We start from the raw sequence: 17,219 nt of genomic DNA on the forward strand, positions 1-17,219 counted from the left end.
ATCAATGGCAAAACAACCAGGTTATCAAGCAAAAAGTACCCAAGGTGGTACGGGTGAGCTTAAAAGAAGATTACTGTTTCTGTTAGGAGCATTAATTGTTTTTCGGATAGGTTCATTTATTCCGGTTCCTGGTATTGATGCCGCTGTATTAGCTCAGTTGATCAATCAACAACAAGGAACCATCATTGACATGTTTAACATGTTTTCCGGTGGTGCCTTGAGTCGTGCTTCAGTCTTTGCGTTGGGGATCATGCCGTATATTTCAGCATCGATCATTATCCAGCTATTAACTGCGGTACACCCTGCATTAGCAGAATTAAAGAAAGAAGGTGAAGCCGGTCGTCGCAAAATCAGCAAATATACTCGTTATTCAACGTTGGTATTAGCTACGATTCAGGCGATTGGTATTTCAACCGGATTGCCAAATATGATCCCCGGATTAGTTCCAAACCTTGGTTTGGGCTTTTATGTAACTGCGGTGGTTAGCCTTGTCACCGGAACGATGTTCTTGATGTGGTTAGGTGAGCAGATTACTGAACGTGGTATCGGAAATGGTATTTCTTTAATTATCTTTGCGGGTATTGTCGCAGGGTTGCCTTCTGCCATTGGTCAAACAATTGAGCAGGCGCGCCAAGGACAAATGAATGTACTGGTATTATTGTTGATTGCAGTTATTGTCTTTGCTGTAACCTATTTTGTTATCTTTGTAGAAAGAGGACAAAGAAGAATTGTGGTTAACTATGCCAAACGCCAGCAAGGGCGTCATATGTTAGCTGCACAAAGTTCGCATCTACCACTTAAAGTCAATATGGCAGGGGTTATCCCGGCTATTTTTGCTTCAAGTATCATTTTGTTCCCTGCCACTTTAACTCAGTGGTTTGGACAAGGTGCTAATATGGAGTGGCTGTCGAATTTATCTCTGTTGTTAGCGCCGGGGCAACCAATTTATCTGGTGCTTTATGCGGTAGCAATTATCTTCTTCAGTTTCTTCTATACGGCAATGCAATATAATCCAAGAGATACTGCGGATAATCTGAAAAGATCCGGTGCATTTATTCCGGGTATTAGACCAGGTGAACAAACATCACGTTATATTGACAAGATTATGACTCGTTTGACATTGATCGGTGCATTATATATCACGTTTGTTTGTTTAGTGCCTTATATTATGACTTCGGCTTGGAATGTGCAGTTCTATTTTGGTGGAACATCACTTCTTATCGTTGTCGTGGTAATTATGGATTTCATCGCACAGGTTCAAAGTCACTTAATGTCGACCCAATATGAATCTGCGCTGAAGAAAGCAAACCTTAAAGGGTTCGGGCAGTAATCAGCCCATTGAGATAAAAGGGAAAAGCAATGAAAGTTCGTGCTTCCGTAAAAAAAATGTGTCGTAACTGCAAAATTATCAAACGTGAAGGTATTGTCCGTGTGATTTGCAGTGATCCAAGACATAAGCAACGTCAAGGTTAACCTTAATTTTCCTTGCAATGAACAAGCTGAGCAGTTATACTGCTCAGCTCATTTCGTCCTTGATATACTGTTTGAGTATCCTGAAACGGGCTTTTCAAGATCAGTGTATCAATTAACTTTAAGTAAATAGGAGTGCATAGTGGCCCGTATTGCAGGCATTAACATTCCTGATCATAAACACACTGTAATTGCATTGACTGCAATTTATGGAATCGGTAAAACCCGTTCAAAAGCGATTTGTGCTGCTGCCGGTATTGCCGAAGATGTAAAGATCAGAGAATTGTCTGAAGAGCAGATTGATATTCTGCGTGACGAAGTTGGTAAATTTACCGTTGAAGGTGATTTGCGCCGTGAAGTAACCTTAAACATCAAACGTCTGTTGGACTTAGGATGTTACCGTGGTTTACGTCATCGTCGTAGTTTGCCAGTACATGGTCAACGTACTAAAACTAATGCGCGTACCCGTAAGGGTCCTCGTAAGCCGATCAAGAAATAATCGGGGTAAATGATAATGGCTAAAACACCAGTTCGTGCACGTAAACGTGTAAAAAAACAAGTCGTAGATGGCGTGGCACATATCCATGCATCTTTCAATAACACAATCGTTACCATTACAGACCGTCAAGGTAACGCTCTGGCTTGGGCGACAGCCGGTGGTTCAGGTTTCCGCGGTTCGCGTAAATCAACTCCGTTTGCTGCACAGGTTGCTGCTGAGCGTTGTGCCGAAGTTGTTAAAGAGTTCGGTTTGAAAAATTTGGAAGTTATGGTAAAAGGACCAGGTCCTGGTCGTGAGTCAACAATTCGTGCGTTGAATGCTGCGGGTTTCCGTATCACCAACATTACTGATGTGACTCCGATTCCTCATAACGGTTGTCGTCCACCGAAAAAACGCCGTGTTTAGTGGCGTAATAGGATAGTTGGAGAAAGAAAATGGCAAGATATTTGGGTCCTAAACTCAAGCTAAGCCGTCGTGAAGGTACTGACTTATTCCTTAAGTCCGGTGTCCGTGCGATTGAATCAAAATGTAAATTGGATACCGCACCTGGTCAACATGGTGCCCGTAAGGCGCGTTTGTCTGATTACGGTAGTCAATTACGTGAGAAACAAAAAGTTCGCCGTATGTACGGTATTTTAGAACGTCAATTCCGTAATTACTACAAAGAAGCTAACCGCTTAAAAGGTAATACCGGTGAAAACTTATTGGTATTATTAGAAGGTCGTTTGGATAATGTTGTTTACCGTATGGGATTTGCAGCAACTCGTGCTGAAGCTCGCCAATTAGTGAGCCATAAAGCGATTGTTGTTAATGGTCGTGTGGTTAATATTCCATCGTTCCAAGTTTCTGTTGAAGATGTTGTTGCCGTGCGTGAAAAATCGAAAAAACAAGCACGTATCAAAGCATCATTAGAATTGGCAGAGCAAAGAGAAAAACCAACATGGTTAGAAGTTGATGCTGCTAAAATGGAAGGCGTATTCAAACGTACTCCTGAACGTTCTGATTTATCAGCAGACATTAACGAACATCTGATCGTTGAGCTTTATTCTAAATAATAGAGCTTAGAAGCAAAGAGAGGATAAAATGCAGGGTTCTGTGACAGAATTTTTAAAGCCACATTTAGTTGATATCGAGCAAGTAAGCCCGACTCATGCTAAAGTGACCTTAGAACCGTTAGAACGTGGTTTTGGCCACACATTAGGTAATGCTTTGCGTCGTATTCTGTTGTCTTCCATGCCGGGTTGCGGTGTGACTGAAGCGGAAATCGATGGTGTATTACATGAATACAGCAGCAAAGAAGGCGTTCAAGAAGATATTCTGGAAGTGCTTCTAAACTTAAAAGGTCTAGCGGTTAAAGTACAGAATAAGGACGATGTGTTCCTGACTCTGAGCAAATCTGGAATCGGACCTGTTGTTGCTGGCGATATCACCCATGATGGGGATGTAGAGATTGTTAATCCTGAACATGTGATTTGTCATTTGACGGATGCAAACGCATCTATTAATATGCGAATTCGCGTACAACGTGGTCGTGGTTATGTCCCGGCTTCTGCGCGTAAACATGTTCAAGACGAAGATCGTCCGATTGGTCGCTTGTTGGTTGACGCTTGTTACAGCCCGGTAGATCGCATTTCTTATAATGTGGAAGCTGCCCGTGTAGAACAACGTACCGATTTGGATAAATTGGTTATCGAAATGGAAACCAACGGCACTATCGATCCGGAAGAAGCGATTCGTCGTGCAGCAACAATTCTAGCAGAGCAACTTGATGCATTCGTTGATTTGCGTGATATCCGTCAACCTGAAGTCAAAGAAGAAAAACCGGAGTTCGATCCGATTCTTCTGCGTCCTGTGGATGATTTAGAGTTGACAGTTCGTTCTGCTAACTGTTTGAAAGCAGAAACAATTCACTATATCGGTGATTTAGTCCAACGCACTGAAGTGGAGTTATTGAAAACACCTAATCTTGGTAAGAAATCACTTACTGAAATTAAAGATGTGTTGGCTTCACGCGGGCTATCACTGGGTATGCGCCTTGAGAATTGGCCTCCGGCAAGTATTGCCGAAGACTAATTCCGGTATGGATTAAGATTTTTCTGAGAAGGATAAGGTCATGCGCCATCGTAAGAGTGGTCGTCAACTAAACCGTAATAGCAGTCATCGCCAAGCGATGTTCCGCAATATGGCAGGTTCTTTAGTTCGTCATGAGATCATCAAGACAACTTTACCTAAAGCGAAAGAATTACGTCGTGTAGTTGAGCCGTTAATTACTTTAGCTAAGGCAGACAGCGTCGCAAACCGCCGTTTAGCTTTTGCTCGTACTCGTGACAACGAAATCGTTGCGAAATTATTTAATGAATTAGGTCCACGCTTTGCTCAACGTGCCGGTGGCTACACCCGCATTTTGAAATGTGGTTTCCGTGCAGGTGACAACGCGCCAATGGCTTACATTGAGTTGGTTGATCGTCCTGAAGTTACTGAAGAAGTGGCAGCTGCGGAATAATCATTACTGGTTCAAATATAAAAGCTCACCAATCGGTGAGCTTTTTTGTATTTGCTATTCATAAGATAGACAACAAATTTACCGATCATCAACACCCTGCAGCAAATATTGCCCCTCAATAGTCGCTAAACTACGAAAGCCGATATTAAAAATTTGATAGCAAGTGCGGTTGGCAAATGGACTATAGTCAAAATTCTCATGATGATGACCGTGGAAAATCTTTTTTATTCCCATTTTTTCAGCGAGCGTATTAATCACTTGAAAACCGGACGGATGCGGTTTTGGGGCTTCATGGCAAATCAGAATATCCGCTTGTTGCTGTTCGAGTTGTTCAATATCAGATAAAAAGATCGACGTGCGGTGGCGTAGCGGCAGCCCACCTTGCCAAATTCTATCTTGCGGACAATATTGACAAAAATGAATCGGGTCAAAAAACAGCGGTTTATTTGGTGGCATCCAAATCTGTCCGCGAAACACACCACCTAGTCCTGCAATTTTAACTCCCTGAATCTCCACAACCCGCCCGTGTAAATTGCGGGTTTTCCATTCGGTTCCCCACAGGGCTTGAAAAGCCGCAACGGTTTTGCTGTCGTGATTGCCGTGAATAAACCATAGCTCGCAATATTGCGACAGTTTTTCTAAGATACTGCAATCGCTTAATTGCAGATCACCTAAGATAATCAACGCAATCTGCTCTTCCTGCTGTCGTAAAAAAGGAAAAAGATGTTCATAGCTGCCATGAGGATCGCCGGCAAATAACAACATGGCTAGGGCTCCCTGTTGCTATCTAGTTGCAAACCCGGCAAATCTTCTTCATTTAAAATTTTCTCGACAATCTCTTTGGCAGCGTTATAACGTTCCAAATAACTTGGCGATTCAATTTCAATATACGGCACTTTGTATTTTTCCAATAATTTTTTTAACAGCTCCTGAAAGCGTTGGCGCGATTTATGATCACCTAGGCTGCGCAAACCGTCATCGACCCATTTGGTGTTATTAGACAATAAAATAGTAATGTCAAACGGATACTCTTTAATCATTGAATCCAAAAACGGGTGTGCTTTGCCTTCATATTGAATACAAAATGCCTGTGTGGTAATAAAATCAGTATCAATCAGAGCAATTTTATGGGCGTGGCGCACCGCATAATCGACATAGCGTAAATGCCCGATTGCCATTAACGGATAATCGGAAAACTGCATTGCTTGTTCGTCCCCTCCCAATTGCTCAAACACATATTCACGTCCATATTCCCATGCGGAAGTGGTGTTGAATACCGTCGCCAGCTTATTCACCAATACACTTTTGCCACTGCTTTCACCGCCTAGTATAGTGATGGTTTTGGTAAAAAACGGGCGCACCTCTTTCGGGATAAATTTCCAGTAATGGAACGGGTGATTACGAATTTTGGTGGCGGATACGTTGAAAAATTTACGTTCCGGATCAACTAAATTAACCTGCAAGCCTAAATATTTTTCATACGGTGCTTTGTCTTGTGGCTCACTGCTGAAGACCGTGGTCGGGGTTACGTTTTTATCCTGTAAAAGTTGTTTAACCCGTGCTGCCCATGCTTCCCAACCGTTTGGGTAACTCGGCAGGCCGTCTTCAACCAAATGGTGGATAAAAATATGTTTTTGCTGATATTTAAAAATCTGCTGCATCCAACGCAAACGATCTTGTGCGGTCGGCATTTTTTTCATTTTGCTGTCGTAAAACAGCTTGAGATCACGCTCACTTTCGGTGCACACCACCACGTGAATTTCATCGACTTTACTGAACGCTTCATAAATCATATTGATATGCCCAGTATGCACCGGATAAAATTTGCCGAAAATTACGCCGATTTTTTTATCTTCGAGTTCAGTAATATTCAACACTTTATGCAGCGCTTGCAGTTTAATTGCGCTGGGATTTTTGATTTTGCCGCTGACCAATTGATTAAAGTAAGCGCGCGTAACACCTGCCTGTTCACAAACTTCGGTGACTTTCAAATTCAGCTGTTTTCGTTTTTGCTGCAAGTAGGCAAATGTCATGATTTTGCTCCCGGATAAAAGTTAATCGTCATTCTGTAGATTGCGCGCTTTCAACCGCACTTTGGCTTTCGTCGCTCACCAATTTGCTTTCTAACGCTTGTAAACGTTGCTCTAATGTACTGAGTTTTTCACGGGTACGAATCAACACCTGAGTTTGAACCTCAAAGTCTTCACGAGAGACCACATCCAGTTTTGCTAATTGTGCTTGGATAACTTGTTTTACTTTAGCTTCCACGTCACCGCCAAAATTTTTCACCCCTTGCGGCAAGGCATCATGAATTTGCTGGGCAAATTGTTCGAGTTTTTTAGGATTTAGCATGCAGTGCTCCATCTTCAGATTGAATGATTAATAAATGTAGCATCTATTGTACGAAATGGGCTGATTAAAGGGAAACTTTTTTATATGAACAGACTGGGCAGAAGGATTTTTTTCGCTATAATAAGCACGCAATTCTCAGGGCGGGGCGTAATTCCCCACCGGTGGTAAAAGTGCGGTTGCGTTTGCAATTTGCCTTAAGCCCACGAGCGCTTGTACCATGTGTGCAAGGTCTAGCAGATTCGGTGTGAATCCGAAGCCGACAGTAACAGTCTGGATGGTAGAGAATGTGAGCGCTGCGAATCGTTTCGGCGGCGTTAGCTTTTTGCTGTATTCAAACCGCACTTTATTGCTGTTTTAACAGTCTTCCATTGCCCTGATTCTGGTATTTAACTTATTTATTTTTATTAAAGGAAATTACTATGAGTCAGTCATTACTCACCCAATTTGGCGACAGCCAACAACGTGTTCTTGCTGCGATTGAAGCGTTTAAGCAAGGTAACGGCGTTTTAGTGCTAGATGATGAAAGCCGTGAAAACGAAGGCGATCTGATTTTCCCTGCCGAAACCATTACCACCGCACAAATGGCAAAATTAATCCGTTACGGCAGCGGTATCGTGTGTTTGTGTATTACCGAGGAACGCTGCAAGAAGCTCGATTTACCGCCAATGGTAAACGACAATACTAGCGTCAACAAAACCGCATTCACCGTAACCATTGAAGCGGCACATGGCGTATCCACCGGCGTTTCGGCTGCGGATCGTGTCACCACCATCAAAGCCGCGATCAACCCAAGTGCGGTTGCGAGCGATTTACATCGGCCTGGGCATGTATTTCCGTTGAAAGCGGCTGCAGGTGGCGTATTGGCACGGCGTGGACACACCGAAGCATCGGTTGATTTGGCACTACTGGCGGGCTATCAACCAGCAGGTGTGATTTGTGAAATCACTAATGATGATGGCAGTATGGCGCGAGCAGTGCAGATTATTGATTTTGCGCAGCAGCATGGGTATCCGGTGGTGACTATTGAAGATTTGGTAGAGTACCGTTTACAATATGAACAAGCCAAATCGGCTTAAGTATAAAAAACAAAATACGCAGGGGGACGATGACCCCTAGATATAATTATGTTTAGTTAAGGAATCAAATTTATGAAAAAAATCTCAACACTTTTCACGGCAGCAATGATGATGTTGGGGATCAACAGTCTGGCAAAAGCAGATAACGACACGGTTTATCTCTACACTTGGACCGAATACGTGCCGAGTGGGCTGTTGGATAATTTCACCAAAGAAACCGGAATTAAAGTGATTGTTTCCAGTTTGGAATCGAATGAAACCATGTATGCCCGCTTGAAAACGTTGGGCAAAAACGGCGGTTATGATGTGATCGCACCGTCTAACTATTTCGTTTCTAAAATGCGCAAAGAAGGCATGTTGATGCCATTGGATCACAGCAAATTGCCGGTATTAAAAGAGTTGGATCCGAATTTGCTGAATAAACCTTACGACCCGAATAACCAATATTCGCTGCCACAAATTTTGGGCGCACCGGGCATTGCCTATAATCGTGATGCGGTAGATTCGAGCAAAATCAGCTCTTGGGGCGATTTGTGGAAGCCGGAATATAAAGATCAGCTCCAGTTGCTGGACGATGCGCGCGAGATCTTTAATATCGCGTTGTTGAAATTGGGACAGGATCCGAACACCACTGATCCGGCGGTGATCAAACAAGCCTACGAAGCGCTGCTGAAATTGCGCCCGAACGTGCTGGCGTTCAGCTCGGACAATCCGGCGAATGCGTTTGTCGCCGGTGAAGTCGATCTGGGTATGCTATGGAATGGTTCAGCCTATATTGCCCGCAAAGATGGTGCGCCGATCGATCTGCTGTGGCCAAAAGAAGGCCCGGTGCTATGGGTGGATACCTTAGCCATTCCAAGCACTTCACAAAATCCAGATGGTGCACATAAGCTGATCAACTATTTACTCAGTGCCGAGGTGGCAAAAGAGTTGGCGTTGGAAATCGGCTACCCAACCCCGAATCTGGAAGCACAAAAACTGCTGCCGGCGGAAATGGTCAACGATACCTCACTGTATCCACCGGCGGAAATCCTGCAAAAAAGCTACTGGCAGGATGATGTTGGTGATGCGGCGATTATCTATGAAAATTACTACCAACAGTTAAAGGTAGCGAAGTAAATCTCAAGTGCGGTCAGACAAAAGCTGACCGCACTTTTGTTTTAGTTGGTAGATGGTTAGTCGGCATAAGGAAATCGGATGTCAAAAAGTGAGCGCTTATTTACCTTGCTGCAAATTCTGCTCGGGCATAAATATCCGCTGCAAGGAACGCTGTTGGCGCAAAGGCTGAATATCAGTTTGCGCACGCTGTATCGGGATATCGACAGTTTGCGTGCACAAGGCGCCAATATCGAGGGCGAGGCGGGCATCGGGTATCTACTGCGCAAAGAGTTTGAACTGTCGAAACTGATGTTGACAGAAAGTGAAATCGAAGCGTTGGTGCTGGGCATGCGTTGGGTCAAACGCTATGCCGACAGCGAACTGAGCCAAGCGGCTGAAAACGGCTTGAGTAAAATTTCAGCCTTATTGCCACCGCACTTATCACAACAGTTGCAAAATAGCGCACTGTTTATTGCCAACAGCAACAATCCGGCAACGTTTTTGGATGGCGTATTTATCAAACTGCGCCATGCGATTCAGCAACAACTGAAAGTCAAACTCACCTACCGTGATGAAAAACAACAGTCTTCGCAGCGTATCATTTATCCGTTCGCCATCGGTTTTTTTGAGCAGGCGCAACTGGTCGCCGCTTGGTGTGAATTGCGCCAAGCGTTTCGCCATTTCCGCCCCGACCGGATTCTTGCGATTGAATTGAGTGACCAACACTACCAACCGGACCGCACTTTGCTGTTGCAGCGCTGGCAAAAAACCTTGGGTGACTGCACTCGTGGCTAATAAACACTGCTGACAAAAACTGTCATGCGCTTCGCTTATATTGAGCTTGCAATCAAACAATCATTGAATCAAGGGAGATTATAATGTCATCACTAACCTTATACACCCACCCGATGTCGCGTGGACGAACTGCTCGCTGGATGTTGGAAGAGATCGGCGTACCTTATGAAAGCGTGGTCTTTTCCGATTTCACTGGCGCCATGAAAGGCGCTGGTTATCTGGCGATCAACCCGATGGGCAAAGTGCCGGCGTTGAAGCACGGCGATACGGTGATCACCGAATGTGCAGCGATCTGCGTTTATCTTGCCGATGCATTTCCGCAAAAAGGCTTAGCACCGGCGCTGAATGATCCACAGCGCGGCGTCTATTACCGCTGGTTGTTTTTCCTTGCCGGTCCGCTAGAAGCCGCAATGATGGAAGTCGCATTACAGCTAACGCCAAAAGAGAGTGACCGTATTGCATTAGGCTACGGCAACTTAGCACAGTGTTTGAATACGATTGAGCAAACCTTGCAGCAGAAAGATTTTTTATGCGGTGATCGTTTTAGCACTGCCGATCTGTATATGGCGGAGTTTCTGGATTTCGGCATCAATGTGGTTAAAGTCATCGAAGCCAAACCGATTTTCACCGACTACATCGCCCGCCAGCAAGCTCGCGAAAGTTATGCCCGTGCAACAAAAATTGACGATGATCTATTTGCCAAAATCAGTGCGAACGGGTAAATTGATATTCTCATTCAATCTAAAGTGCGGTCTGACCGCACTTTGTCATTTCAGGAGCCACGATGATCCACGCCCGTTGGACAAACTCATTACAAGATCCGATTTATTTGGACGGTTTGCAGATTCGCAAACGCGTTTTTGTGGAAGAACAGGGTTTCTCCATTGAGATTGAAATTGATGAATTCGAAGCGCAATGTGAATACCTGACGCTTTACAGCGTTGACAACCAAGCACTGGCAACCGCGCGGATTTATCCGTATGCTGAGGGCGTGTATAAATTACAGCGGATTGCGGTATTACCATCGCTGCGTGGTAAAAAACTGGGTGAGCGTTTGATGTTAGAGATGGAAAAGCGAGCGAAAGCGTATGGTAGCCAACGAGCGATTTTAGGGGCGCAGGATTCGGCAATCGGGTTTTATCAAAAGTGCGGTTATCAGGTCTATGGCGACGGCTACGAAGAAGAAGGCGTGCCGCATTATATGATGGAGAAACAGCTTTAGTGTATTCTCTGTAATATTTAAAAATAGCCTTTGGGTTATATTAACCTTTAAGTTATACTTATCAAAAAATATATAGGATATTGGTATGTTTGAACTACAGTTTCACCCAGAGGCAGTAGTCGAAATAACCGCACTTGAGCCGATCATGAAAGTAAAACTTTTAGCTAAACTGGATAAATTAGAGTTACTAGGTAATCAGTTACGTTATCCGGATACGGATATTATCGGTGATGGGCTATTCGAATTGCGGGTGGGAAAACAAAATATCACACGAACATTTTTTGCTTTTGCGGTAGGGCGAAAAATTTATATTTTGCGTACATTTATTAAGAAAACCGCAAAAACACCGCTGTTCGAAATTGAACTTGCATTGAAACGCTTAGGAGAAATGACCGATGAAAATTAAGCCGATTACATATCAACAACTTAAAGCAGATTTGCTCGCTGATCCTGAGGTGAATGCATTATATCAAACCGAAAAACGAGCTGATGAATTGCAAGAATTGCTGCAACAAATGCGTGCCAAAGCGGGCTTGAATAGCCGCCAAGTGGCTGAACGAATGGGAATATCTCAACCGGCAGTCAGTAAATTAGAGCGTAATGCCAGTCGAGCCAGTGTGAATAGCTTGCAACGCTATGCTCAGGCTTGCGGTGCAAATTTACTTTTTAGTTTTTCTGACTAATTTCTCCCTTTTCTTACCCAATACCGATAAGGCGCAACCGCACTTTCGTTGTGTAGCAGGGTGTGATCCATAAATTGGCAAAAACTCGGAATATCGCGCGCGGTTGCCGGGTCGTCAGCGATCACTAACAGTATCTCGCCATCCTGCATATGGCGGATGGCTTTGCGTACCAACATCACCGGTTCCGGACAGCGCAATCCCAAGGTGTCTAAGGTTTCACTAATTTCGATTTGATTCATAAATTTTTACTTATTTGTTTGTGTTAGGCGATATAATAGCGCAGATAGCCTTATTTTAGGAGTTTTTGATGTCGAATTCGCAACAGGCGTTTTTTCAACAACATTTGCGCAGTCTACAACCTGTGGTGCAGGATATTTTGCAAACCAACCATGCCGACGGGATTTGGATTTATGCCGGGCAGGAACAGTGCTATTTTTTGGATGATCAGACCAAACCGTTTAAAATCAATCCGTTGTTTAATTATTTTGTGCCACATCCGCAAGCCAGCGGCAGTTGGCTATATCTGGACGGCGTCAACAAACCGCACTTGTATTTTTATCAGCCCGACGATTATTGGTATTTGCACCAGCCTGCGCCGCAGGCGTTCTGGACAGAAGAATTTCAATGGACGATTTTAAAACATGCCGATGAGATCAAAACCTATCTTGGCGATCCACAGCATAGCTTGTATTTTGGAGAAGAAGTGCGGTTGGCAGAGGCGCTGGGTTTTCGCCAAATCAATCCGCAAAAAGCACTAAATTATCTGCATTATCAACGCAGTAGCAAAACCGAATATGAAATCGCCTGTGTATACCAAGCGCAATTTGCCGCCTTAAAAGGACATCAGGCAGCGCAAACGGCTTTTTTCGAGGGAAAATCGGAATTTGAGATCAATCTGGCGTATCTGCAAGCCAGTCAACAATCGGACTTGAATGTGCCCTATGCCAATATTGTGGCGATCAACCAACATAGCGCGGTGCTGCATTACACCGCGTTGCAACAGCAAAATCCAGCGCAGCGTTTGAGTTTCTTGCTCGATGCCGGTGCCAGCCATTTGGGTTATGCTTCGGATATCACCCGCAGCTACAGTTTCAATCCCAATGATGAATTTGCGGAAATGATTCGGGTGTTAGAACACAATAAGCTGGCACTGATTGAACAAATACAAGTGGGGTATAATTACCTGAGTTACCATACCATGATGCAGCAGATGATTGCTCAGATGCTACAGGATTTTGAGCTGGTGCAGTTGCCGGCGGAGCAGATTTTTGAAGAAGGGATTAACCGCAGTTTCTTTCCGCACGGATTGGGACATTTTTTGGGATTGCAGGTGCATGATGTGGCGGGCTTTCAGCAGAATCAGCGTGGTACCCACAAAGCGCCACCGGAGGTTTACCCGAGTTTGCGCTGTACCCGCACTTTAGCGCCAAATATGGTGCTGACGGTCGAGCCGGGGCTGTATTTTATTCCGCTGTTGTTACAGCGGTGGCGTAATCATCCGCTTGGCAACCGTTTTAACTGGCAAAAAATTGAGTATTTTAGCGCCTATGGCGGCATCCGTACTGAAGATAATATTGTGATCAGGGCGAGCGGTGTAGAAAATCTGACGCAACAGGCGTTGACCGCACTTGGCGGCTAATGCTTTACAAACAGAGTTGAAACAGCAACAATGCGTTATTTAATCCCCGAAAGTGCGGTCGAGTTTAGCGAAGAGATTAAAAAAAGCCGTTTTATCACCTATCTGCAAGCAACGTCGGGAATCGAACAGGCGAAGGCGTTTTGGCAGCAGCTTAAACAGCAGCATCCCAGCGCCCGTCATCACTGTTGGGCAGCCGTGGCAGGCAGACCAAACGATTCGCAGCAGTTGGGCTTTTCCGATGACGGCGAGCCGTCCGGCACCGCAGGCAAGCCGATGTTGAATGTGTTGCTCGGCAGTGGCATTGGCGAGATAAGTGCGGTGGTGGTGCGTTATTACGGTGGCATTCAACTCGGCACCGGCGGTTTGGTGCGCGCCTACGGCAATGGCGTGCAACAGGCGTTGAAATTGCTCAACACCCTAGAAAAAATCGAACGCCAAGCCTTTGCGCTCCGCTGTGATTATGAACAGATCAAGCTGGTGCAGCAATTGGTGAAACAGTATCAAGTCGAGATTATCGAGCAGCAATTCGCACAGCGGATTGCATTACGGCTGGCAATCGATGAAGAGCAGTTTGCTGAATTCAGTCAAGCGCTCTACAACCGTAGTGGCGGCAGCTTAACATTAACAAAGATCAACAGACCCTAAAGTAAAAGAGAAAACAGCGTGCATATACTGTCAATTATTCGCATTGTCGGAATTTTAGTGATGTGCTTTTCGCTCACCATGCTGGCGCCGGCGTTGATTGCGTTGCTCTACGCTGACGGTGGTGGCAGTGCGTTTGTCAAAACGTTTTTTATCACATTGGCAAGTGGGGCGCTATTGTGGTGGTCAACCCACACACACAAACAAGAATTGCGTTCGCGCGAAGGCTTTTTGATCGTGGTTCTGTTTTGGGTGGTGCTGGGCAGTGTCGGTGCGTTGCCGTTTCTGCTGTTTGACTCACCGCAGTTGAATGTGGCGAATGCGTTTTTCGAATCCTTTTCCGGTTTAACCACCACCGGCGCGACGGTGATTGTTGGCTTAGACAGCTTGCCGAAAGCCATTTTGTTTTACCGCCAAATGTTGCAGTGGCTGGGCGGTATGGGGATCATCGTATTGGCAGTAGCGATTATTCCGTTATTGGGCATCGGCGGTATGCAGCTGTACCGTGCGGAAATGCCCGGTCCGCTGAAAGAGCAAAAAATGCGACCACGCATCGCCGAAACTGCCAAAGCGTTGTGGGTGATCTATTCCACCTTAACACTATTGTGTACATTGGCGTATTGGTTGGCTGGAATGAATCTGTTTGATGCGATCAGCCACAGTTTTTCCACGATTTCTATCGGCGGTTTTTCCACTCATGATGCCAGTCTCGGTTATTTCAACAGCACCACGATTAACCTGATTGCCGCAGTGTTTTTGTTTATCTCCGGCTGTAACTTCGCACTGCATTTTTCCGCCTATTTTGAATTGGGCAAAAGCAATATTTTCAAACTCTATTTCACTGATCCAGAATTTAAAGCCTTTTTATTTATTCAATTGAGCTTGGTGGTGATTTGTACGATTAGTCTGGTCAGTTACAGCCATTTTATCGATAGCAAGGAGGCGCTGGAGCATGCTTTGTTGCAATCGGTGTCGATTTCGACTACCGCAGGTTTCACCACTTCCTCGTTTGACAGCTGGCCCTCTTTTTTGCCGATGTTGTTATTAATGACCTCGTTTATCGGCGGCTGTGCCGGTTCGACCGGCGGCGGTTTGAAAGTGATTCGGGTGCTGTTATTGTTTGTGCAAGGCAAGCGCGAGATGAACCGTTTGGTGCATCCGAATATCGTACAGCCGATCAAATTGGGCGATCGGGTGCTATCGGAGCGGATTATTCAAGGGATTTGGGCATTTTTTTCCGCCTATTTGCTGATCTTTATTCTGTGCTTGCTGGCGGTGATTGCCTGCGGGGTAGAGAGTTTTGATGCCTTTAATGCGGTAGTTGCCTGTTTAAACAATCTTGGACCGGGTTTGGGCAGTATCAGCAGCAACTTTGTTACCATTCCCGACAGTGCAAAATGGATTCTGACTTTCGCGATGATCTGCGGACGGTTGGAAGTGTTTACCTTGCTGGTGTTGTTCACACCGGTATTTTGGAAAAGCTAAAAACAATGAAAAAGAGCGGTTACTATTGATGAAAACTTTGATTATTTATGCCTCCGTTGACGGACAAACCCAAAAAATCGCACAGGTTATAGCGACTGAAATACAAAACCAAGATCAAAGTGCGGTGGTCAATTTAGTCGCACTCAGCGTTGCAGAACAACAGGATTTGGCGCACTACGATCAAATTATCATCGGCGCCTCGATTCGTTACGGGCATTTTAATAAAACCTTAGAACCTTATATCGCACGCCATGCAGCGTTGTTAAATAGTAAAAAAACCGCATTTTACAGCGTGAATCTCACGGCGCGCAAAGCGGATAAAAACACCCCTGAAACCAATGCCTACACACGTAAATTGTTGCAGCGCATCGACTGGCATCCGACCCAAAGTGCGGTTTTCGCCGGGGCATTACGTTACCCACGTTATGGTTTTTTTGATCGTTTTATGATCCGTTTGATTATGAAAATCACCGGTGGCGAAACCGACACCAGCAAAGAGGTGGAATATACTGATTGGGAAAAAGTGGCAGAGTTTGCGCAGCGTTTTAAATCATAGCAATAATTCCTTCGCCCCTTGTGGGAGAAGGACAGATTTTTGCTTCGTTCAGAAGCGAAAATCAGGATGAGGGGTAAAGTGTGGTGCAGTGTACCGAGATCTCACCCTCATCCGCCCTTCGGGCACCTTCTCCCATCAAGGGAGAAGGGAATATTGAATTTAATTATTGTGCTAAAAACGCGGCTAGCCGTTGGCGTTGTTGACCTTGTTGATCAAAATTATCAGCAGCCAAATACTGCTTGAATGCGGTTTTGAGCGGCGGCCATTCTTCAGCGATAATCGAAAACCAAGCGGTATCACGGCTACGACCTTTATACACCACGGCATTGCGGAACGTTCCTTCATACTGGAAGCCTAAACGGGTTGCCGCACGGCGTGAGCGTTGATTTAGCGCATCGCATTTCCATTCGTAACGGCGGTATTGCAGGGTGTCGAACACATACTGCATCAGTAAAAATTGCGCTTCGGTGGCGGCTTTGCTGCGTTTTAATAAATCTGAATAAATCACCCAGCCCATTTCTATGCTACGGTTGTGGCGATCAATCCGCATTAAGGCGAGTGTGCCTAACACTTGTCGGCTGTGGGATTCTAAAATCACAAAATAGTAAGGATCTGACGATTCCGCCCATTGGCGCAGCAAAGACCGCACTTGCTGTGGTTCATCAAATGGTTCGAGTGACAGATAAGTCCAATCCGCTGTTTGGGTGTGTTGCAGGTAACACTCACAAATCGCCTCGCTATGCCGTGCATAATCAAGCCGTTCGATCATACAGCTTTCGCCGTGCAACTGCATGATATCAGGCATTGCGCCGATAGTCATATTTTCCACCGCAGCCCCGATTGGCTGCTGGAATTGGTTGTAACGCATAGCTTTTCCTCTTGAAAGTCTGCATCAACGAAGCCAGATAGGCAAAGTGCGGTTTGTCGTTTCGCCTTGCGATTATCAATATAACGGATAACGCCGGTCTTTGCCGCAATTATTATAAAATAAGGCGACGATGACCAGAATGCTGGTGCCAAATACGCTGATCCACAATCTCCGGCAAATCAGCAAGCGAAAGAATATAAGCAAGAGGTGGTATTGCTGATTCTATTGTTATCCACTTTGAATAAGCGGCAACCACTTTAGAGCGGCTTAAACATGCTATAAAAAAACGGTCCAAATTTGCACTTGGACCGTTTGACTGAATTACAACCAA

23 protein-coding genes and 1 riboswitch are annotated in these 17,219 nt (G+C 45.0%); of the genes, 18 read left to right on the top strand and 5 right to left on the bottom strand.

The features are described 5' to 3' along the window. The first annotated feature begins 4 nt into the window (after positions 1-4). From secY to rplQ, 7 genes are all read left to right on the top strand, one after another. Positions 5-1,330: a preprotein translocase subunit SecY gene (secY, locus tag FHQ23_RS02050; protein ID WP_132964876.1), complete on the top strand. Its 1,326-nt coding sequence runs from the start codon at positions 5-7 to the stop codon at positions 1,328-1,330. Between the two features lie 29 nt (positions 1,331-1,359). Continuing rightward, positions 1,360-1,473, top strand: coding sequence for a 50S ribosomal protein L36 (gene rpmJ, locus FHQ23_RS02055; protein ID WP_132964874.1), 114 nt, complete (start codon positions 1,360-1,362; stop codon positions 1,471-1,473). Between the two features lie 139 nt (positions 1,474-1,612). Further along, positions 1,613-1,969, top strand: a complete 357-nt coding sequence (gene rpsM / locus FHQ23_RS02060; protein ID WP_132964873.1) for a 30S ribosomal protein S13 — start codon at positions 1,613-1,615, stop codon at positions 1,967-1,969. 15 nt (positions 1,970-1,984) lie between these two features. Further along, a complete protein-coding gene (gene rpsK / locus FHQ23_RS02065; RefSeq protein ID WP_005701868.1) occupies positions 1,985-2,374 on the top strand; it encodes a 30S ribosomal protein S11 in 390 nt (129 codons plus the stop codon). 29 nt (positions 2,375-2,403) lie between these two features. Then, entirely contained in the window at positions 2,404-3,024 is a 621-nt protein-coding gene (rpsD, locus tag FHQ23_RS02070) for a 30S ribosomal protein S4 (protein WP_132964871.1), read from the top strand. A 28-nt stretch (positions 3,025-3,052) separates the two neighbouring features. Further along, positions 3,053-4,042, top strand: a complete 990-nt coding sequence (locus FHQ23_RS02075) for a DNA-directed RNA polymerase subunit alpha (protein WP_139612830.1) — start codon at positions 3,053-3,055, stop codon at positions 4,040-4,042. A 40-nt stretch (positions 4,043-4,082) separates the two neighbouring features. Continuing rightward, positions 4,083-4,472 (top strand): 50S ribosomal protein L17, encoded by a 390-nt coding sequence (gene rplQ, locus FHQ23_RS02080; RefSeq protein ID WP_139612831.1) that lies wholly within the window; start codon positions 4,083-4,085, stop codon positions 4,470-4,472. A 78-nt stretch (positions 4,473-4,550) separates the two neighbouring features. Here rplQ and FHQ23_RS02085 read toward each other — a convergent pair whose 3' ends face one another. From FHQ23_RS02085 to ubiK, 3 genes are read right to left on the bottom strand one after another with little or no spacing between them, the layout of a single operon-like run. Beyond that, entirely contained in the window at positions 4,551-5,237 is a 687-nt protein-coding gene (locus FHQ23_RS02085; RefSeq protein ID WP_139612832.1) for a metallophosphoesterase family protein, read from the bottom strand. A 2-nt stretch (positions 5,238-5,239) separates the two neighbouring features. Further along, the gene (gene nadR, locus FHQ23_RS02090) at positions 5,240-6,508 is read right to left on the bottom strand and encodes a multifunctional transcriptional regulator/nicotinamide-nucleotide adenylyltransferase/ribosylnicotinamide kinase NadR (RefSeq protein WP_132964863.1); all 1,269 of its coding nucleotides are present in this window, start codon (positions 6,506-6,508) and stop codon (positions 5,240-5,242) included. Positions 6,509-6,533: 25 nt separating this feature from the next. After that, positions 6,534-6,824, bottom strand: a complete 291-nt coding sequence (gene ubiK / locus FHQ23_RS02095; RefSeq protein WP_139612833.1) for a ubiquinone biosynthesis accessory factor UbiK — start codon at positions 6,822-6,824, stop codon at positions 6,534-6,536. 127 nt (positions 6,825-6,951) lie between these two features. Then, positions 6,952-7,114: riboswitch (FMN riboswitch) on the top strand. A 129-nt stretch (positions 7,115-7,243) separates the two neighbouring features. Between ubiK and ribB the strand changes: the two genes are divergently transcribed. The 7 genes from ribB to FHQ23_RS02130 all read left to right on the top strand — a co-directional run bounded on the left by ribB (position 7,244) and on the right by FHQ23_RS02130 (position 11,698). Beyond that, positions 7,244-7,900 (top strand): 3,4-dihydroxy-2-butanone-4-phosphate synthase, encoded by a 657-nt coding sequence (ribB, locus tag FHQ23_RS02100; protein WP_139612834.1) that lies wholly within the window; start codon positions 7,244-7,246, stop codon positions 7,898-7,900. A 105-nt stretch (positions 7,901-8,005) separates the two neighbouring features. Continuing rightward, positions 8,006-9,019, top strand: a complete 1,014-nt coding sequence (locus FHQ23_RS02105) for an extracellular solute-binding protein (protein WP_442805414.1) — start codon at positions 8,006-8,008, stop codon at positions 9,017-9,019. Positions 9,020-9,097: 78 nt separating this feature from the next. Then, positions 9,098-9,793, top strand: a complete 696-nt coding sequence (locus FHQ23_RS02110; protein ID WP_139612836.1) for a helix-turn-helix transcriptional regulator — start codon at positions 9,098-9,100, stop codon at positions 9,791-9,793. Positions 9,794-9,876: 83 nt separating this feature from the next. After that, positions 9,877-10,515, top strand: coding sequence for a glutathione S-transferase family protein (locus FHQ23_RS02115; RefSeq protein WP_139612837.1), 639 nt, complete (start codon positions 9,877-9,879; stop codon positions 10,513-10,515). A gap of 62 nt (positions 10,516-10,577) precedes the next feature. After that, positions 10,578-11,015, top strand: coding sequence for a GNAT family N-acetyltransferase (locus FHQ23_RS02120; protein WP_139612838.1), 438 nt, complete (start codon positions 10,578-10,580; stop codon positions 11,013-11,015). A gap of 85 nt (positions 11,016-11,100) precedes the next feature. Next, positions 11,101-11,421 (top strand): type II toxin-antitoxin system RelE/ParE family toxin, encoded by a 321-nt coding sequence (locus FHQ23_RS02125; protein ID WP_139612839.1) that lies wholly within the window; start codon positions 11,101-11,103, stop codon positions 11,419-11,421. Then, positions 11,411-11,698 (top strand): helix-turn-helix domain-containing protein, encoded by a 288-nt coding sequence (locus tag FHQ23_RS02130; protein WP_139612840.1) that lies wholly within the window; start codon positions 11,411-11,413, stop codon positions 11,696-11,698. The genes FHQ23_RS02125 and FHQ23_RS02130 overlap by 11 nt, the downstream gene beginning before the upstream one ends. Here FHQ23_RS02130 and tusA read toward each other — a convergent pair. Further along, positions 11,695-11,937 (bottom strand): sulfurtransferase TusA, encoded by a 243-nt coding sequence (gene tusA / locus FHQ23_RS02135; RefSeq protein ID WP_139612841.1) that lies wholly within the window; start codon positions 11,935-11,937, stop codon positions 11,695-11,697. The two genes, FHQ23_RS02130 and tusA, sit on opposite strands and share 4 nt — an antisense overlap. A 68-nt stretch (positions 11,938-12,005) precedes the next feature. On the opposite strand from tusA, the gene pepQ reads away from it, so the two are divergent. The 4 genes from pepQ to hemG are packed head-to-tail and all read left to right on the top strand — an operon-like array spanning position 12,006 to position 16,020. Next, a complete protein-coding gene (pepQ, locus tag FHQ23_RS02140; protein ID WP_139612842.1) occupies positions 12,006-13,337 on the top strand; it encodes a Xaa-Pro dipeptidase in 1,332 nt (443 codons plus the stop codon). 30 nt (positions 13,338-13,367) lie between these two features. Next, the gene (locus FHQ23_RS02145) at positions 13,368-13,982 is read left to right on the top strand and encodes an IMPACT family protein (protein ID WP_139612843.1); all 615 of its coding nucleotides are present in this window, start codon (positions 13,368-13,370) and stop codon (positions 13,980-13,982) included. 18 nt (positions 13,983-14,000) lie between these two features. Continuing rightward, positions 14,001-15,464 carry a TrkH family potassium uptake protein gene (locus FHQ23_RS02150; RefSeq protein WP_139612844.1) on the top strand — a complete coding sequence of 488 codons (1,464 nt, stop codon included), beginning with the start codon at positions 14,001-14,003 and terminating at the stop codon, positions 15,462-15,464. Between the two features lie 28 nt (positions 15,465-15,492). After that, positions 15,493-16,020 carry a menaquinone-dependent protoporphyrinogen IX dehydrogenase gene (gene hemG, locus FHQ23_RS02155; RefSeq protein ID WP_139612845.1) on the top strand — a complete coding sequence of 176 codons (528 nt, stop codon included), beginning with the start codon at positions 15,493-15,495 and terminating at the stop codon, positions 16,018-16,020. Between the two features lie 163 nt (positions 16,021-16,183). Here the strand turns inward: hemG and FHQ23_RS02160 are convergent, their stop codons facing one another. Continuing rightward, a complete protein-coding gene (locus tag FHQ23_RS02160; RefSeq protein ID WP_139612846.1) occupies positions 16,184-16,888 on the bottom strand; it encodes a GNAT family N-acetyltransferase in 705 nt (234 codons plus the stop codon). Positions 16,889-17,219 lie beyond the last annotated feature (331 nt).

This window comes from Testudinibacter crocodili (assembly GCF_006228025.1).
Classification (GTDB): domain Bacteria; phylum Pseudomonadota; class Gammaproteobacteria; order Enterobacterales; family Pasteurellaceae; genus Chelonobacter.

Coding starts and splice junctions, on each gene's coding strand:
- FHQ23_RS02085 (WP_139612832.1), bottom strand. CDS start 5,237: ATGTTGTTATTTGCCGGCGATCCTCATGGCAGCTATGAACATCTTTTT.
- FHQ23_RS02130 (WP_139612840.1), top strand. CDS start 11,411: ATGAAAATTAAGCCGATTACATATCAACAACTTAAAGCAGATTTGCTC.
- ribB (WP_139612834.1), top strand. CDS start 7,244: ATGAGTCAGTCATTACTCACCCAATTTGGCGACAGCCAACAACGTGTT.
- rpsK (WP_005701868.1), top strand. CDS start 1,985: ATGGCTAAAACACCAGTTCGTGCACGTAAACGTGTAAAAAAACAAGTC.
- secY (WP_132964876.1), top strand. CDS start 5: ATGGCAAAACAACCAGGTTATCAAGCAAAAAGTACCCAAGGTGGTACG.
- tusA (WP_139612841.1), bottom strand. CDS start 11,937: ATGAATCAAATCGAAATTAGTGAAACCTTAGACACCTTGGGATTGCGC.
- FHQ23_RS02125 (WP_139612839.1), top strand. CDS start 11,101: ATGTTTGAACTACAGTTTCACCCAGAGGCAGTAGTCGAAATAACCGCA.
- FHQ23_RS02160 (WP_139612846.1), bottom strand. CDS start 16,888: ATGCGTTACAACCAATTCCAGCAGCCAATCGGGGCTGCGGTGGAAAAT.
- rpmJ (WP_132964874.1), top strand. CDS start 1,360: ATGAAAGTTCGTGCTTCCGTAAAAAAAATGTGTCGTAACTGCAAAATT.
- FHQ23_RS02145 (WP_139612843.1), top strand. CDS start 13,368: ATGCGTTATTTAATCCCCGAAAGTGCGGTCGAGTTTAGCGAAGAGATT.
- FHQ23_RS02075 (WP_139612830.1), top strand. CDS start 3,053: ATGCAGGGTTCTGTGACAGAATTTTTAAAGCCACATTTAGTTGATATC.
- FHQ23_RS02110 (WP_139612836.1), top strand. CDS start 9,098: ATGTCAAAAAGTGAGCGCTTATTTACCTTGCTGCAAATTCTGCTCGGG.
- ubiK (WP_139612833.1), bottom strand. CDS start 6,824: ATGCTAAATCCTAAAAAACTCGAACAATTTGCCCAGCAAATTCATGAT.
- FHQ23_RS02105 (WP_442805414.1), top strand. CDS start 8,006: ATGATGATGTTGGGGATCAACAGTCTGGCAAAAGCAGATAACGACACG.
- hemG (WP_139612845.1), top strand. CDS start 15,493: ATGAAAACTTTGATTATTTATGCCTCCGTTGACGGACAAACCCAAAAA.
- pepQ (WP_139612842.1), top strand. CDS start 12,006: ATGTCGAATTCGCAACAGGCGTTTTTTCAACAACATTTGCGCAGTCTA.
- FHQ23_RS02120 (WP_139612838.1), top strand. CDS start 10,578: ATGATCCACGCCCGTTGGACAAACTCATTACAAGATCCGATTTATTTG.
- FHQ23_RS02115 (WP_139612837.1), top strand. CDS start 9,877: ATGTCATCACTAACCTTATACACCCACCCGATGTCGCGTGGACGAACT.
- rpsD (WP_132964871.1), top strand. CDS start 2,404: ATGGCAAGATATTTGGGTCCTAAACTCAAGCTAAGCCGTCGTGAAGGT.
- rplQ (WP_139612831.1), top strand. CDS start 4,083: ATGCGCCATCGTAAGAGTGGTCGTCAACTAAACCGTAATAGCAGTCAT.